Source organism: Pseudomonas sp. Q12-87, from assembly GCF_001269755.1.
Taxonomy (GTDB): Bacteria; Pseudomonadota; Gammaproteobacteria; order Pseudomonadales; family Pseudomonadaceae; genus Aquipseudomonas; species Aquipseudomonas fluorescens_S.
The window spans coordinates 155,002-169,781 of the sequence record NZ_LHVI01000013.1 but is presented as its reverse complement, the minus strand read 5'-3'; the positions used below and the strand labels follow the sequence as shown (position 1 = coordinate 169,781).

The following is a 14,780-nucleotide window of genomic DNA, read 5'->3' as shown; positions in this document are numbered from 1 at the left end:
ACGGCCGATGTCGATCAAATACGTTTTCAAGCGCACCGGCGGCTGGCTGTACCTGAACACGTCCCTGGGTCGCCATCCCTTGCGTGGCGCCGGCGTCATCCTGATGCTGCACCGTGTGCTGAACAACGACCGCGCCGCCGAACTGCCCCACCGCAACGAGTTGTGCGTGGGGCCCGAGGCGTTCGAACACTTGTTGATCTGGCTGCAACGGTACTTTGAGTGCGTGCCCCTGATGACCTTGTTGCTGGCCGATTCTGAAAGCGTTCCGAACCGTCCCCGAGTGGCCCTGACCTTCGACGACGGTTGGCGCGACAACGCCATGAACGCCTTTCCCCTGCTGCGCCAGTACCAGATGCCCGCGAGCATTTTCCTGTCCACCGATTTCGTCGGCAGCCGCCAGCATTTCTGGTGGGAAAGCATCGGCGAAACCCTCTGGGGCAGCCATGGGCAGGTGGCGCGGCACTCGCTGATCGAGCAGTTGCAGCACGTCGGTCGGCCGTTGCCGGTGCTGCTCGACGACATCGATGACGAGCGCCGCAGCCTGGCGCTGCTGCACTTTCTGCAAAGCCTCAAGACCCTCGATCCGAGAACGTTGAGCGACCTCACCGAAGTCTGTCCCCAAGGCTCCCAGCCCCAGGCGCTGGACTGGCCCCAGGTGCGCATGCTGGAAGATTCCGGCCTGGTCCGCTTCGGCCCCCATGGCGCCAGCCACGCCATCCTGACCGGGCTGGATGACCAGCGCCTGCATGAGGAGCTGACACGCAGTTGGACGGCCTTGGAAAATGGCTGCGCCCAGCCCTTGCCCGTGTATTGCTACCCCAACGGTGACAATGACGCCCGAGTGCGCGAGCAGGTGGCGGCCCACGGTTTTTCGTTCGCGCTGGGCACCGAGGCAGGGCTGTATCGCCACGACGGCGATCCTCTGAATCTGCCACGTTTCGGCGTCAGCCAGCGCAACGCCTGTCACCCTGAATTGTTGGCCTGGCGCATTCGCCGAGGAGCCCGCTCATGAACCGCGCACGTTATCTGAAGCTCTTGGCGTTGAGCATGGGCACGAGCCTGGCGATGATCGGTTTGCGCCTGTTGCGCAACGTGCTGGTGGCACGGATCCTGGGACCCAGCGAACGCGGACTTTTGGCGCTGCTCAGCACCCTGCCGGACCTGATCAGCGCCATTACCAGTGGCGGCCTGAATTCCGCCGTGGGTTATCAGGCGGCGCAGCATCGCTCGATGAGCCTCTTGATCAGCCACGTGCTGGTCTTCGGTTGTCTGCTTGCCGGGTTGCTGACCCTGCTGGTGGTGGCGCTGGTACGCGAGTTCGGCGCCGAACTGGACGTCACTACGCAACTGGGACTGCTGGCCTGGCTGCTGTTGTTGGCCGTGCCGCTGGCGGTGCTCAAGAGCGGCCTGCTGACGCTGCACAACGCATCCGGCGGAGTGGGCGCGTTCAACGCCTTGCGGCTGATGGAATCCCTGGTCCCGCTGTTGCTGTTCGTGGCGCTGTTCTGGATGTGGAAAGACACGGCCCTGGAGGCGGCGCTGATCAGTTGGCTGGCGGGCCTGAGCCTGGTAGTACTGGCGGGCTGGATGTGGTTGCGCCGAGATCATGCGTTCACGCTGCGGTGGGATCGCACCCTTCAGAAAGAACTGTTGCGTTACGGTGTCCGCAGTCATCCGGACCTGTTGTTCCAGCAACTGATGCTGCGCTCGGATTACCTGTTCATCGGCGCACTGCTGGGCAGCACGGCGTTGGGGCACTACGCCATGGCCAGCGCGGCGGCCGAACTGCTGCATATCGTGCCGGAAGCGGTCACCACGCCACTGATGAAACGCCTGCTGCAGCAAGACACAGACATGAAGCGCCTGACCCCGCTGGCCTTGCGCCTGACTTCCACGGCCATGCTGGGCGCCTGCCTGAGCATGGTACTGGTCGGCGAATGGCTGATCGTCACCTTGTTCGGCGTCGCCTACCAACCGGCGTACCCGGCCCTGCTGGCGCTGCTGCCAGGGGTGTTCGGGTTGTGCTTTGCGAGCATCCTGCGCCTGGACCTGCTGGGCAAGGACCGCCCTGGCACTGTTTCGCTGCTGATGGGCGGGGGGGCGCTGTTGAACCTGGGGCTGAACCTGGTTCTGATCCCCGTCTACGGCATCGTCGGCGCCGCAGCGGCATCCTCTATTGCCTACCTGGGCGTGACCTTGGGGCTGCTGGTGATGTATTGCCGTCTCAGCGGCGTGGCGCTGTGGCAAACGCTGATCATCCTGCCCAGCGATTTTCTGCCGATGCGCCAGATGCTGTTGGGGAAATCCGCTTGAACACCGTCGCCAACCAAACCGCCATCGCGAGCAAGCTCGCTCCCACAGGGGTTGGTGTGGATTGCAATATCTGCGACCACCCCCAATCCATTGTGGGAGCGGGCTTGCTCGCGAAAGCGGTGGGTCTGCTTGCGAGGATGGTGGATGTACCGCCGTCTTCGCGAGCAAGCCCGCTCCCACAGGGGGGCGGTGTCGGACACGATATCTGCTACCACCTTAGGTCCACTGTGGGAGCGAGCTTGCTCGCGATAGGGCCGGTGCGGGGCAGGTGGAAACTGGGAGTCTTTTTGGGACTTTGGGCCCTGGCGTTCGTGGCCCATGGCGCGTCCATGCAATGGACCGGTATCCGCGACGGCAGCCTGTACCTGCAAACCGACCGGCCAGACAGCGTAACCGTGCGCTGGGTGCCCGCGTGGCAGGCCGAGGCCAATACCGAACATCTTTACTTGCTCAACGGCCAGGGACGTTTGGTGGGTGAACGCCTGGTCAAGGCGGACCAGACCCGTGGCGAACAGCAATGGCCGCTGCTGCCGGGTACCGCCAGTTATCGGCTGGAAATCCCCGGCTACAGTTTTCGGCGCTATAGCGTTGAACACGACCCGCGTACCCGTGCCCTGTTTGCCCCGGCCAAGGTGCATTTCAGTGCTGAGGCCCACGATGGCGATGAGTTGTATTTCAAAGTCGCAGCCGGCGAGCAGGCCGTGCTGGCAGGCAAGTTCCACGGCGGCGTAAATGCGCTGCAAGCCCGGCGTGTCGACGACACAAAGCAGTTGCAAGTGAATCTCAAGCCATACCGGGCCTACTGGCAATTCGATCAGGTGGCCCTCCCGGTGGCGGACGTCGACCAAATCTGGCGCCTGCGTCTGCAAGGCAACGGCAAGGTCGCGTTCTGGCTGGACGGCACCGCCAACTTGTTCGCCCAAGACCCGTCGCACCTGCAACCGCTGCGCCAGGATCCGGGGCAGACCCACCTGACGTTGTATGCCGAGGCGCTCGGCACGACCCCCAAGCTGGGCATATACCTGCCCTATGAGTTATTGCCGCCCGCCAGCTACCCAGTGCTCGATGCGCTCAAACCCCAGGCGGCCACCCTCTACAGCTTCGTCGATGTCATGGCGGCCAAGGCCAATCATGAAGATGCTTTTCGACGCTTATACCGGGACCGCTTCGGCATCAGCCAAGACATTACCTTGCTGGCCGCCAGCCAACGCCGCGCCGATCTGCAGGCCGACCGGACCAGTCTCAGCGGCTTGCAAGCCTGGCTCATGTCGACCCGGGCTTCGGGTAACAACGGCCTCCATTACCTCAGTTTTGCCGATGAGCCAAACCTGAACTACCCGGACTTCGCCAGTTTCCAGCAACTGTTCCAGAGCATGGCTGCCCAGGTCCGCGCCGACCCCGCCAACGCACGCGCCGGTGTCCGCATCGCCATACCCGCCAGCTCCCGGTTCACCAACGGCCCCTTCGTCGACAACGCGGCTGACAAACGCGGGATCGACTGGGCACGGCGCCTGCTCGCGACGTCCGACGACCAGATCGACGCCCTGGCCTGGCACGAATGGATGGTCCGCGATCTGCTGGCGACCCGGGTCTACCGCGACAGTGTCCGGCAGGCCGCCAACCTGGTTGGATTGGACCGCCAGGGCCGGCCCCGCAAGGCGTTGCTGTTGGACCAGACCAACATGTCCAGCGGCTCGAGCCTGAGCCCTTACGACCAGGAAACCCACTACGCCGCCTTGTGGTGGACATCGGTGGCGATCAACGCCTCCGCCGATGGATGGCTCGACATGCTCAACTGGTTCATGCTCGCCGACGAACCTGAATACCCCAAAGGCATGGTGCGGGTGCTGGACGATCAGCACTTCGAGCTCAAGCCCGTGGGCCTGGCTCAGCAGTTCATTCAACAGCACTGGCTCGATCAGGTATTGCGCCTGGACAACGATGCTTTTGAAGTCGATGTACTGGCCATGGCGACCGGCAAGCAACGCAGTCTGCTGGGTGTGAACAAAAGCACACGAGCCCATCAGGTCAGCCTCGACGGCACGGCCTGCCCTCAACCAGGCATGACCCTGCTGTATTTCGGCCCGGACAACCGCAGCCAAAGCGCTACGTTTGATTGCAAGGCCGGCCAGGTCGGTTTTCTCCTGCCAGGGGAAACCGTGTTCGCCCTCGGTTGGACAGCTCCCCTTCCCCCCCAACCTGCCACCCGTCAGGAGGCACCATGAACGCTCTGCAGAAATTGTGTGATCGCATCCAGAAAAAAGGTCTGCACACCGTTTTAAAGCAGCTATGCAGACGCTACCTGTTTTCCCACATCCGACTGGTGTGGCTGGAGCACGATGTGCGGACCCCGCTCCCGCCGCATAACCTCAAGCCCTATCCCCCGATGCGCCTGGAGCACATCACGGTCAGCAATGCCGATGCTTTTGCCCGACACTTCGGCGACCGTGTCGAAACCATGCGCGAGCTGGCGACCGAAGGCTACACAGGCTTGATGTACCTGGATGATCAGGGCGACACCGTGGGGTTCGCCTGGGCCAGTACGCGGGACTATTTCGATCGCCATTTCTATCACTGCAACTTTGCGATCAAGCCTGGCGAGTACTTTCAGTTCGGTGGCGAGGCGATCCGTGAATACTGGGGTTCCAGAATATCGGCAGACATGCAGCTGGAAGTGTGGAAGGTCATGGCGGACCAGGGTTGCAACACAATGGTCGACGTCTGCGATTTGCAAAACACCCAGGCGATCAAGATGCATATTCGCATGGGCTTCCAGGAACGCGGGCAGATTACGCACCTGTACCGCTTGTTCGGTCGCTGGCAGTTCCTGCGCAATACGTCTTACACCGACACGGCACTGGATGCCTTCCGTAAACCGGCCCAGCCGGCTGCCTCGGCTTCGGCGACTTGATGCCCATGGCGATCCGGTTCCAATGGTGTCGCTCGCTGGGTGCGGCGGACTTTCCTGTATCAGCTTATGAACAGCTGCGAACCCAGGTGGCCGACGCAACGCCGTTCAACACCCTGGCCTGGCTGCAAGCGGCGGAGTTCGCCCTGTTGCCCGAGCAGCAATTGCGTGTGCTGCTCGGCTGGCGGGACCAGACTTTGTGTCTTTGCCTGCCCCTGATATCGGGACTCGAACGTATCGGCGGGCTGGGGTTTCGGGTGCTGCATCACTTGGGTTTTCCAATGGCCGATCGCATCGCTCTGCTGGCACGCCTGGACGCCGAAGGCATGGGCCAGGCGCTGATGCAGATCCGCCAACACTTGCCTCACGCATTACTGCAATTGAATGAAGTGATCGAGCCGGTCGGTGAGCAAAGCGTCCTCAGCGCCTGGATGGCGCTGAGTTCCACCGGAGAGCGGCGACTCAGTTGCCGGGTGCCGGTGCACCTGATCAGCGACAGCGACCATCAGGAGATCTCTGGCGATCCACGCTACAAGCTGCGTCGAGCACGCAAGCGAATCGCTGCGTGTGGTGCACAGATCCGCCGGATAACGCCAGACGCCATCAGCATGGGGCAATTGTTGCGCGCCCTGGCCGATGTCGAGGACGCCAGCTGGAAAGGTGAGGAAGGTGTCGGCATCTTCGCCACCCCCATTCGCCGGCAATGGATGACCCACGCCTTCACCGCCCTCGCTGCCCAAGGGCTGGTGCGGGTGGTGACGCTGGAGCTGAACGGCGAATGCATCAGCTATCGCCTGGGCCTGCTGGACCAAGGCCGATTGTACGACTACAACCTGGCATTCTTGCCGCAGCACGCGGACCTGGGCAGTGGCCGGGTATTGCTCGAAGAGTGGATTCGCTGGGGCCTGGACGAAAACTGGCGGTGGATCGATGCGTCACGGGTCAGCCTTGAAAACTCCAGCCACCAACTGCATGAACGCATGACCGGACAACTGGAGCACTGGCGCTGGAGCTTCTACTCCTGGCAGCTCGACGGCCTGCTCCTGGGGTTCGCCTTACGGCTATGGAAGAGCCTGAAGCCGTGGGTCGGCAGGCGCCGGGCCAAAAAAAACGAGACGACGGCATCGTCCTTGATCCAAAAACAGGAGAACAAAGATGCCTCGCCAAGTGATCGTCAACGCTGACGACTTCGGCCTTACCGACAGCGAAAACGCCCTTGTCTTGCGGGCCTTCGAGGCAGGCGTGATCAGTTCCGCCACGGCCATGGCCAACATGCCGGGTTTCGAGCAGGCTTGTGAACTGGCGCGCCAACCACTGCTCGACGGGCGTATCGGCTTGCACTTCAACCTCAGTTATGGCTCGCCGCTGAGCCAGGCGATCACTTCGCGGCCTGCGTTCTGCAACCCCAACGGCGAATTCGACCTGAACCTGTCCCGTTACTGCCTGCGCCTCGGTTCGAAGGACCTTGCCGCCGTGGAAGAAGAACTCCAGGCCCAATGGCAGCATTGCCTGGACCATGGCCTGCGTCCCAGCCACCTCGACTCCCACCAACACGTGCACAACATTTGGCCCATCGGGGAAGTAGTGGCGCGCTTCGCCGCCCGGCAAGGCGTGCCCATGCGGCTGGCGCGCAACCTCGGGGCAAACCTGAACCTGCGCAAACGCATCTTCAAGACCCTGCTCAACCGCCGCATGCGCAGCCTGTGCGGCGCGACAGCCGACTACGTCTGCACGCCTGCCGACCTGCACCACGCCGCGCCGCCGCGCCTAGGTTCGCTGGAGGTCATCGTCCATCCGCTGCAACTGGACGGGGATTTTGGCGACGCCAGCCTGCTTCCGGGGGACTCACTGACCCTCGTGCTGCAAAAGCGCCTGGCGGGTGTGCCGATGGTGGCTTATGGCGCCGCGGTGCAGATCATGGCGTTGGCTGAGTATTGGGATATCCATTGATCGTGCCTTTGGCGCACAGCCACGCTTCAACGATCGAGTTTCTTTTCCACCTCTGAAACCTTGTCTTGCAACTTTTCGGCATCTTGTTCCCGACTCCTGATGGAGGTGGGCGTGACCGCCTTGTCCACGTTGTCGGTGGCCTGGTTGGGGTCCTCTATATCCCGTTTCACGACCTCGACCGGCTCGCCGTTTGCGTCCTTCGCTGGCACGGCCCCTGCGCCCTCGCCAGGCCGCGCTTGTCCATTGGTTTGCTGGGTTGTCATGGCGTGCTCCTCGATGTTCATGGGTCATGAATTTTCGAGTGGGGTGGGTGGGCTAAGTTCGATTGGAATGCCGGGCGTCTGTCCAGGGCTTAGGGAGCCTGATGTGAACCGTCCGAAATCCCTCCATCGCGCGAAGGAATTCTGCTAAAAGGCATCCTTTGTCTCACGTAGCGAATCATGTCGATGCTTTTACCTTTGCTCTCTCGCCTGCGCCGGCGTTGGCTGGCGTCACTGTGCATGGCCTTGCTGGTGGTCGGGCTGCCGGTGGGCTGCAGTGTGTTGCAGCACAAGGAGCGAGAGCTGGTCTTTCGCATCGAGCCGGGGACGGCGACCTGGTTCAGTGGCTTGCCAACTGGCTTGCAGGAATTCGATCTCAAGCCCAAGCGTTTCAAGGCTGGAGAAAACATCCACGGCTGGTGGTGGCCGGCCGAACGCAAGAACGCGCCAGCAATCCTGTACTTGCATGGCGTGCGCTGGAACCTGACCGGCCAATTGTTCCGTATCGAGCAGTTGCGGGCCCTGGGGTTTTCGGTGCTGGCCATCGATTACCGTGGCTTCGGTAAAAGCCATGGCGACTTGCCGTCGGAAGCCAGCGTTTATGAAGATGCACGGATCGCCTGGGAGCGCCTTGAAGCGCTGCAACCGGACCCGGCCCTGCGGCTGATCTACGGCCATTCCCTGGGCGGCGCAGTGGCCGTGGACCTCGCTGCGGAACTCGGCCAGAAGGCTGCGAAAAGCGGCAGCGTCGTGCCGGTGCGGGGGCTGATCATCGAATCGACGTTCACCTCGCTGGGTGACGTCGCCACCGCTATGGCGGACACCTCCCTGCCAGTACGCTGGTTGCTGTCGCAGAAATTCGACTCGATCGACAAAATCCACGAAATCAATATGCCGCTGTTGATCGTCCATGGCGCCGCCGATCGCTACGTCCCGCCGCGCTTCAGCGAACAACTGTTCAACGCCGCCAAGGAACCCAAGCGCCTGCTGCTGGTGCCCGGCGCCACCCACAACAACAGCATGAGCCTGGCGGGCCGAACCTACCGGCAGGCACTCGACGCCCTGATGAAACCGGCCCCAACACCCGTCGCCGGACGCGCCCAGCCAAGCTCCGCCAAGCCCGGCTAATACTCAAACCCTTGGAGATCCTGTGGGGTGTTTGCAGGTAATGGGCGCACCACAAATTCTTTGTGGGAGCGGGCTTGCTCGCGAAAGCGGTGGGTCAGTTTGCATTGATTTAGAATGTTATGGCGCCTTCGCGAGCAAGCCCGCTCCCACCGTTGATGTGGGGTCGCTTTAGATTCTGCGCACCGAAAAAAAACGGCACCTTACGGTGCCGTTCATTCATTGCGGATGGCGTTTTACTTTCGGGCCGCCTCCCAGGATTTCAGCAGTTCGGCGTAGCTTACGGTTTCGCCTTTAGGCTTCTCGTTCGCCAGTTTCGGCTTCGGTGCGCCCGGTTGATCGAACCAGTATTGCGCGTCGCGCTCGGGGTTCATTTTCGGGGCGCAGGTGGCCTGGGCCTTGGAGCGTTCCAGGCGGGTCATGATTGCGTCCTGGTCCTTGGCCAAGCCGTCGAGGGCCTGTTGCGGGGTCTTCTCACCGCTGGCCGCTTCGGCGATGTGGCTCCACCACAGTTGCGCCAAGCGTGGATAGTCCGGCACGTTGGTCCCGGTCGGGGTCCATTGCACACGGGCCGGGCTGCGGTAGAACTCCACCAGGCCACCGAGTTTCGGTGCCAGGTCGGTCATCGCCTGGGAGTTGATGTCCGACTCACGAATCGGCGTCAGGCCGACGATGGTTTTCTTCAGCGACACGGTTTTCGAGGTCACGAACTGCGCATACAGCCAGGCCGCGAGTTTCTGTTTCTCAGGCGTGGACTTCATGAACGTCCACGAACCCACGTCCTGATACCCCAGCTTCATGCCCTGTTCCCAGTATGGGCCGCGTGGCGAAGGTGCCATGCGCCATTTCGGCGTGCCGTCGGCGTTCACCACCGGCAGGCCCGGCTTGGTCATGTCGGCGGTGAAGGCGGTGTACCAGAAAATCTGCTGGGCGATGTTGCCCTGGGCCGGCACCGGTCCGGATTCGGAGAAGGTCATGCCCGCCGCTTCCGGTGGCGCGTATTTCTTCAGCCAGTCCACGTATTTGGTGGTGGCGAACACCGCCGCTGGGCCGTTGGTGTCGCCGCCACGGGTGACGCTGGAGCCGACCGGATGGCAGTCTTCGACGCGAATGCCCCACTCGTCCACCGGCAAACCGTTAGGCAGGCCCTTGTCGCCGCCACCGGCCATGGAGAACCAGGCATCGGTGAAGCGCCAGCCCAGGGACGGGTCTTTCTTGCCGTAGTCCATGTGGCCGTAGACGCGCTTGCCATCGATCTCCTTGACGTCTTCGGAGAAGAACTTGGCGATGTCTTCATAGGCCGACCAGTTCACCGGTACACCCAGCTCGTAGCCGTATTTTTCCTTGAACTTGGCTTTCAGGTCCGCGCGCTCGAACCAGTCCGCACGGAACCAGTACAGGTTGGCGAATTGTTGGTCGGGCAGTTGATAGAGCTTGCCGTCCGGCGCGGTGGTGAACGATGTGCCGATGAAGTCCTTCAGGTCCAGGGTTGGCGAGGTGTAGGCCTTGCCCTCGTTGGCCATCAGGTCGGTGATCGCTTCGGTCTTGCCGTAGCGGAAGTGCGTACCGATCAGGTCCGAGTCGTTGACCCAGCCGTCATAGATGTTCTTGTCGGACTGCATCTGGGTTTGCAGTTTCTCAACCACATCGCCTTCCTGCAGCAAGTCGTGGTTGATCTGGATGCCGGTGATCTCGGCGAAGGCCTTGGCCAACACTTTGGATTCGTACTCGTGGGTGGTGAGGGTCTCCGACACCACGTTGATCTTCATGCCACGAAACGGCTCGGCGGCCTTGATGAACCACTTCAGTTCTTCGAGTTGTTGCTCGGCTGTCAGGGTCGACGGCTTGAATTCACTACCAATCCATTTTTTAGCGGCGTCTTCATAAGCGTCGGCCCAGGCCGCAGCACTCAGCCCGCTGAGTGCCAGCACGGCTGCCAATGAAACGCTATGTCGCAGCTTATTGTTTTTATCGAACATAGAGACCTCCTGTTTGGGTTTAAGAGCCTGATCGTCGAACCTTCGCGACTAGCCCCACCGCATCACTGCCAACAGCCACACCAGGGACAACGCGAACGCTATCCAGATGCTCCAGTCGGTAGCGCCGATCACCAACAGGTGCAGGTAGGCGCTACCGAGAAGACCGATAAACAACCGATCGCCACGGGTGGTGACAATCGGCAAGAAACCCCGCCGAGGGATGCTCGGCGAACGCAACTCCCAAGTGGTCATGCCCGCCAGCAACAAGGCAATGACCCCGAAGAATGCCGCCGTAGGGGCGGTCCAGTTCATCCATTCCATCATCGACTCCTCAGACCCGGCCCAGGGCAAAGCCCTTGGCCACGTGGTTGCGAACGAACCAGATCACCAGCATGCCCGGCAGAATGGTCAACACCCCCGCCGCCGCCAGCACCCCCCAATCGATACCCGACGCCGACACGGTACGGGTCATGACCGCCGCGATCGGCTTGGCATTCACCGAGGTGAGCGTGCGGGCGAGCAACAACTCGACCCAGGAGAACATGAAGCAGAAAAACGCTGTGACACCGATGCCCGAGCCAATCAACGGAACGAAGATCTTCACGAAGAACTTGGGGAAACTGTAGCCGTCAATGTAGGCGGTCTCGTCAATTTCTTTCGGCACCCCGGACATGAAGCCTTCCAGGATCCACACCGCCAACGGCACGTTGAACAGACAGTGGGCCAACGCCACGGCGATATGGGTATCGAACAGGCCGATGGATGAATACAGCTGGAAGAACGGCAGCAGGAACACCGCCGGTGGCGCCATGCGGTTGGTCAACAGCCAGAAGAACAAGTGCTTGTCGCCGAGGAACCGGTAGCGGGAAAACGCATAGGCCGCCGGCAGCGCCACGCCCAGGGAAATCACCGTGTTCAGGCTCACGTAATACAGCGAGTTCAAATACCCGGTGTACCAGCTCGGGTCCGTGAAGATCACCTTGTAGTTGTGGAAGGTAAAATCCGCCGGCCACAGCGTCAGGCTGCCGAGGATTTCGGTGTTGCTCTTGAACGACATGTTCAGCAGCCAGTAGATAGGCACCAGCAGGAACAGAATGTAGATCAGCAGCGGAATCAGCTTTCTCTTGCTCATCGTGCGGGCCTCAACGGTTGGCGTCGGAGTGCGTCATGGCGGTGTAGAACAGCCACGACACCAACAGAATGATCAGGAAGTAGACCAGGGAAAACGCCGCCGCCGGACCCAGGTCGAATTGACCGATGGCCATCTGCGTCAGGGTCTGGCTGAGGAACGTGGTGGCGTTGCCCGGCCCGCCGCCGGTCAGCACGAACGGCTCGGTGTAGATCATGAAGCTGTCCATGAAGCGCAGCATCACGGCGATCAACAGCACGCTTTTCATCTTCGGCAACTGGATGTGACGGAACACCGCCCAGCTGGACGCCCGGTCGATCCGCGCCGCTTGATAGTAGACATCCGGAATCGCCCGCAGCCCTGAATAGCACAGCAGCGCCACCAGTGAAGTCCAGTGCCATACGTCCATCACCAACACGGTGACCCAGGCGTCCATGGTGTTGGCCGCATAGTTGTAGTTAATGCCCAGGCCATTAAGCGTAGAGCCCAGCAGCCCGATGTCGGCGCGACCGAAAATCTGCCAGATGGTGCCCACCACGTTCCACGGAATCAGCAGTGGGATGGCGAGGATGATCAGCACCAGCGGCGACCATTTGCCCTTGGTCGGCATGGTCAGGGCGATGGCGATACCCAGGGGAATCTCGATCAGCAACACGCACGCCGAGTAGATGAACTGGCGCAACAGAGAATCGTGCAAGCGTGGGTCAAGCAGCACCTGTTTGTACCAGTCGGCGCCGACGAAATAACGGCTGGACTGATCGAAGATGTCCTGCACCGAATAGTTGACGACGGTCATCATCGGGATCACGGCGCTGAAGGCCACCAGCAGGAACACCGGCAACACCAGCCACCAGGCCTTGTTGTTCTGCACCTTATTCATGGCTGTACCTCGCTCAACGGTTCCAGCAGGTATTCATCGGCGTAGACCATCAGCCATTGCGCCGGAAAACTGATGTACGCAGTGCCTTCGGGCACCGGCTTGTCTTCGGCCAGGCGGACCTTCAGCGGTGCGCCGTCGAGGTTGAGGGTCAGGATCTTGTAGGTGCCCAGGTCTTCGACGTGGACAACATCGGCGCGCAACGCGTCGTCGTAGGGGCCATCCCAGACATGGACGAACTCCGGACGAATGCCGACCTTCAGGCTTTTGCCTTCGGCTTCGGCGACGCGTCGCAGCAGGCTGTCGGACAGCGGCAAGTGAGTCGAGGCGAAGCCGACGCCACCGGGTTGCGCGGTGACCTCGATCAGGTTCATGCCCGGACTGCCGATGAAATAGCCGACAAAGGTGTGGCTCGGGCGCTCGAACAGATCCCGCGGCGTACCGAACTGCACGATCTGGCCGCCGTACATCACCGCAATTTTGTCGGCGAAGGTGGAGGCCTCCAACTGGTCGTGGGTGACGTAGACCATGGTGATGTTGAACTGCTCGTGGATCTGCTTGAGCTTGCGCCGCAGTTTCCATTTCAAGTGCGGGTCGATCACCGTCAGCGGTTCATCGAAGAGGATCGCCGACACGTCGTCGCGCACCAGCCCACGGCCCATGGAAACTTTCTGTTTTTCATCGGCGGTGAGGTTGCGGGCTTTTTTATCCAGCAAATTCTGCAGGTCGAGGACCTCGGCGATTTCCTGCACCTTGGTGTGAATCCTGGCCTCGGCCATGCCCTGGTTGCGCAGTGGAAATGCCAGGTTATCGAACACCGTCATGGTGTCGTAGACCACCGGGAACTGGAACACCTGGGCGATGTTGCGCCGCTCCGGGGTCAGCTCGTTGACCACTTTGCTGTCGAACATCACCTGCCCTTCGGAAGGGCTGAGCAGTCCGGAAATGATATTGAGCAAGGTGGATTTGCCGCAGCCCGAAGGCCCGAGCAACGCATAGGCGCCGCCCTGTTCCCAGATGTGGTTCATCTCGCGAATCGCGTAATCCTCAGGGCCCGCCGGGGTGCTGGTGTAGCTGTGGGCAAGGTTCTGCAAACGTATTTCGGCCATCAGGCAACCCTCGCAATACGCAGGCCCGGGGCCTGGACCAGCTTGCCTTGGGCATCGAAGACAAACAGTTTGTGAGTCGGAATGTAGATGCGAATCGGCGCGTCCACGTCGTACTCATGCACCCCGGGCAAATGCAGCACCAACAGGAAATGCTCGTTGCGCACGTGCAGGAACGTCTCCGAACCGCTGATCTCGGCCACTTCGACGGTCACCGCCAGTTCGAGGTCGTCGTCGTTGCTCGGCACCAGCGAGATATGACTGGGACGCACACCAAAGCGGAACTCACCCTCGCCCACCGGACGCAAATCGACGTTGAGAGGGAAGTGCACGAAATTGGCGAAGCTCACTTCATTGCCGGCAATGCGCCCCGGCATGAGGTTGATCGGCGGCTCGGAAAACAGCTCGGCGGCCAGCACGGTTTGCGGCTGGTGATACACCGAGGACGACTTGCCGCTCTGGATCACTCGGCCTTCGTGAAGAATCGTGGTCGTACCGCCCAAAGCCAAGGCCTCGTTGGGCTCGGTGGTGGCGTACACGGCAATGGTGTGGCGGGCCTGGAACAGCTCGCGCATTTCCTGGCGCAGTTCTTCGCGCAGCTTGTAGTCCAGGTTCACCAGCGGCTCGTCGAACAGGATCAGTTCGGCATCCTTGACCAGGGCCCGGGCCATGGCCGTGCGTTGCTGCTGGCCGCCGGACAATTCCAATGGATGACGCTTGAGGAATTTCTCGATCCGCAGCATCCGGGCGGTTTCCAGCACCTTGCTCTGGATCACCTCGTCGGACACACCGGCCTGGCGCAGTGGCGAGGCGATGTTTTCGAAAACGGTCATGGTCGGGTAGTTGATGAACTGCTGATAAACCATCGACACATTGCGCAACCGCACCGGGCGGTTGGTGACATCGACGCCGTTCATCAGGATGCGGCCGCTGTCGGGCTTGTCCAGTCCGGCCATCAGCCGCATGAGGCTGGTCTTGCCGGACAGGGTGCGGCCCAACAGGACGTTGAAGGATCCGGGTTCGAAACTCAGATTGGCATCGTCGATCCAGGTCTGGCCTTCGACGGTGCGACAGATGTGCTCAAGCTTTAATGACATGGCTCGGCCTTTTTATTATTTGGAGTCAAGCGACCC

14 protein-coding genes are annotated in these 14,780 nt (G+C 61.3%); 7 read left to right on the top strand and 7 right to left on the bottom strand.

Annotation, left to right across the window (positions count from 1 at the left end):
- Positions 1–7: 7 nt before the first annotated feature.
- The 6 genes from AD663_RS08685 (at position 8) to AD663_RS08660 (ending at position 7,171) form a co-directional block, all read left to right on the top strand.
- Positions 8–1,012, top strand: a complete 1,005-nt coding sequence (locus AD663_RS08685) for a polysaccharide deacetylase family protein (protein ID WP_053213570.1) — start codon at positions 8–10, stop codon at positions 1,010–1,012.
- The gene (locus tag AD663_RS08680; protein ID WP_053213569.1) at positions 1,009–2,313 is read left to right on the top strand and encodes an oligosaccharide flippase family protein; all 1,305 of its coding nucleotides are present in this window, start codon (positions 1,009–1,011) and stop codon (positions 2,311–2,313) included. The genes AD663_RS08685 and AD663_RS08680 overlap by 4 nt, the downstream gene beginning before the upstream one ends.
- Before the next feature lie 329 nt (positions 2,314–2,642).
- Positions 2,643–4,538 carry a hypothetical protein gene (locus tag AD663_RS08675; RefSeq protein WP_003179851.1) on the top strand — a complete coding sequence of 632 codons (1,896 nt, stop codon included), beginning with the start codon at positions 2,643–2,645 and terminating at the stop codon, positions 4,536–4,538.
- Positions 4,535–5,224, top strand: a complete 690-nt coding sequence (locus tag AD663_RS08670; RefSeq protein WP_003179849.1) for a GNAT family N-acetyltransferase — start codon at positions 4,535–4,537, stop codon at positions 5,222–5,224. The genes AD663_RS08675 and AD663_RS08670 overlap by 4 nt, the downstream gene beginning before the upstream one ends.
- A 5-nt stretch (positions 5,225–5,229) precedes the next feature.
- On the top strand, positions 5,230–6,405 hold the full coding sequence (locus AD663_RS08665) for a GNAT family N-acetyltransferase (protein ID WP_003179848.1): 1,176 nt from the start codon (positions 5,230–5,232) through the stop codon (positions 6,403–6,405).
- Complete coding sequence (locus tag AD663_RS08660) at positions 6,377–7,171, top strand: ChbG/HpnK family deacetylase (RefSeq protein ID WP_003179846.1); 795 nt, start codon at positions 6,377–6,379, stop codon at positions 7,169–7,171. The genes AD663_RS08665 and AD663_RS08660 overlap by 29 nt, the downstream gene beginning before the upstream one ends.
- A gap of 26 nt (positions 7,172–7,197) precedes the next feature.
- On the opposite strand, the gene AD663_RS08655 is transcribed toward AD663_RS08660, so the two are convergent.
- Positions 7,198–7,434, bottom strand: a complete 237-nt coding sequence (locus tag AD663_RS08655; protein ID WP_053213589.1) for a hypothetical protein — start codon at positions 7,432–7,434, stop codon at positions 7,198–7,200.
- Positions 7,435–7,617: 183 nt separating this feature from the next.
- Here AD663_RS08655 and AD663_RS08650 point away from each other — a divergent pair, with 183 nt between their 5' ends.
- Positions 7,618–8,559 (top strand): alpha/beta hydrolase, encoded by a 942-nt coding sequence (locus tag AD663_RS08650; protein ID WP_053213588.1) that lies wholly within the window; start codon positions 7,618–7,620, stop codon positions 8,557–8,559.
- A gap of 233 nt (positions 8,560–8,792) precedes the next feature.
- Here AD663_RS08650 and AD663_RS08645 read toward each other — a convergent pair whose 3' ends face one another.
- The 6 genes from AD663_RS08645 to AD663_RS08620 are packed head-to-tail and all read right to left on the bottom strand — an operon-like array spanning position 8,793 to position 14,744.
- Positions 8,793–10,535 (bottom strand): ABC transporter substrate-binding protein, encoded by a 1,743-nt coding sequence (locus AD663_RS08645; RefSeq protein WP_003179840.1) that lies wholly within the window; start codon positions 10,533–10,535, stop codon positions 8,793–8,795.
- A gap of 48 nt (positions 10,536–10,583) precedes the next feature.
- Positions 10,584–10,856, bottom strand: a complete 273-nt coding sequence (locus AD663_RS08640) for a DUF2160 domain-containing protein (RefSeq protein ID WP_003179837.1) — start codon at positions 10,854–10,856, stop codon at positions 10,584–10,586.
- A 10-nt stretch (positions 10,857–10,866) separates the two neighbouring features.
- The gene (locus AD663_RS08635; protein ID WP_003179835.1) at positions 10,867–11,667 is read right to left on the bottom strand and encodes a carbohydrate ABC transporter permease; all 801 of its coding nucleotides are present in this window, start codon (positions 11,665–11,667) and stop codon (positions 10,867–10,869) included.
- Positions 11,668–11,677: 10 nt separating this feature from the next.
- Complete coding sequence (locus AD663_RS08630; protein ID WP_053213568.1) at positions 11,678–12,544, bottom strand: carbohydrate ABC transporter permease; 867 nt, start codon at positions 12,542–12,544, stop codon at positions 11,678–11,680.
- Positions 12,541–13,650, bottom strand: coding sequence for an ABC transporter ATP-binding protein (locus tag AD663_RS08625; RefSeq protein ID WP_003179832.1), 1,110 nt, complete (start codon positions 13,648–13,650; stop codon positions 12,541–12,543). Before AD663_RS08625 ends, AD663_RS08630 begins: the two co-directional genes overlap by 4 nt.
- Positions 13,650–14,744, bottom strand: coding sequence for an ABC transporter ATP-binding protein (locus tag AD663_RS08620; protein ID WP_003179831.1), 1,095 nt, complete (start codon positions 14,742–14,744; stop codon positions 13,650–13,652). Before AD663_RS08620 ends, AD663_RS08625 begins: the two co-directional genes overlap by 1 nt.
- Positions 14,745–14,780: the final 36 nt, after the last annotated feature.

What these genes read in the sequence shown, in the direction of transcription:
- AD663_RS08685 (WP_053213570.1), top strand. Translation starts at nt 8, where the DNA reads ATGTCGATCAAATACGTTTTCAAGCGCACCGGCGGCTGGCTGTACCTG.
- AD663_RS08680 (WP_053213569.1), top strand. Translation starts at nt 1,009, where the DNA reads ATGAACCGCGCACGTTATCTGAAGCTCTTGGCGTTGAGCATGGGCACG.
- AD663_RS08675 (WP_003179851.1), top strand. Translation starts at nt 2,643, where the DNA reads ATGCAATGGACCGGTATCCGCGACGGCAGCCTGTACCTGCAAACCGAC.
- AD663_RS08670 (WP_003179849.1), top strand. Translation starts at nt 4,535, where the DNA reads ATGAACGCTCTGCAGAAATTGTGTGATCGCATCCAGAAAAAAGGTCTG.
- AD663_RS08665 (WP_003179848.1), top strand. Translation starts at nt 5,230, where the DNA reads ATGGCGATCCGGTTCCAATGGTGTCGCTCGCTGGGTGCGGCGGACTTT.
- AD663_RS08660 (WP_003179846.1), top strand. Translation starts at nt 6,377, where the DNA reads ATGCCTCGCCAAGTGATCGTCAACGCTGACGACTTCGGCCTTACCGAC.
- AD663_RS08655 (WP_053213589.1), bottom strand. Translation starts at nt 7,434, where the DNA reads ATGACAACCCAGCAAACCAATGGACAAGCGCGGCCTGGCGAGGGCGCA.
- AD663_RS08650 (WP_053213588.1), top strand. Translation starts at nt 7,618, where the DNA reads ATGCTTTTACCTTTGCTCTCTCGCCTGCGCCGGCGTTGGCTGGCGTCA.
- AD663_RS08645 (WP_003179840.1), bottom strand. Translation starts at nt 10,535, where the DNA reads ATGTTCGATAAAAACAATAAGCTGCGACATAGCGTTTCATTGGCAGCC.
- AD663_RS08640 (WP_003179837.1), bottom strand. Translation starts at nt 10,856, where the DNA reads ATGGAATGGATGAACTGGACCGCCCCTACGGCGGCATTCTTCGGGGTC.
- AD663_RS08635 (WP_003179835.1), bottom strand. Translation starts at nt 11,667, where the DNA reads ATGAGCAAGAGAAAGCTGATTCCGCTGCTGATCTACATTCTGTTCCTG.
- AD663_RS08630 (WP_053213568.1), bottom strand. Translation starts at nt 12,544, where the DNA reads ATGAATAAGGTGCAGAACAACAAGGCCTGGTGGCTGGTGTTGCCGGTG.
- AD663_RS08625 (WP_003179832.1), bottom strand. Translation starts at nt 13,650, where the DNA reads ATGGCCGAAATACGTTTGCAGAACCTTGCCCACAGCTACACCAGCACC.
- AD663_RS08620 (WP_003179831.1), bottom strand. Translation starts at nt 14,744, where the DNA reads ATGTCATTAAAGCTTGAGCACATCTGTCGCACCGTCGAAGGCCAGACC.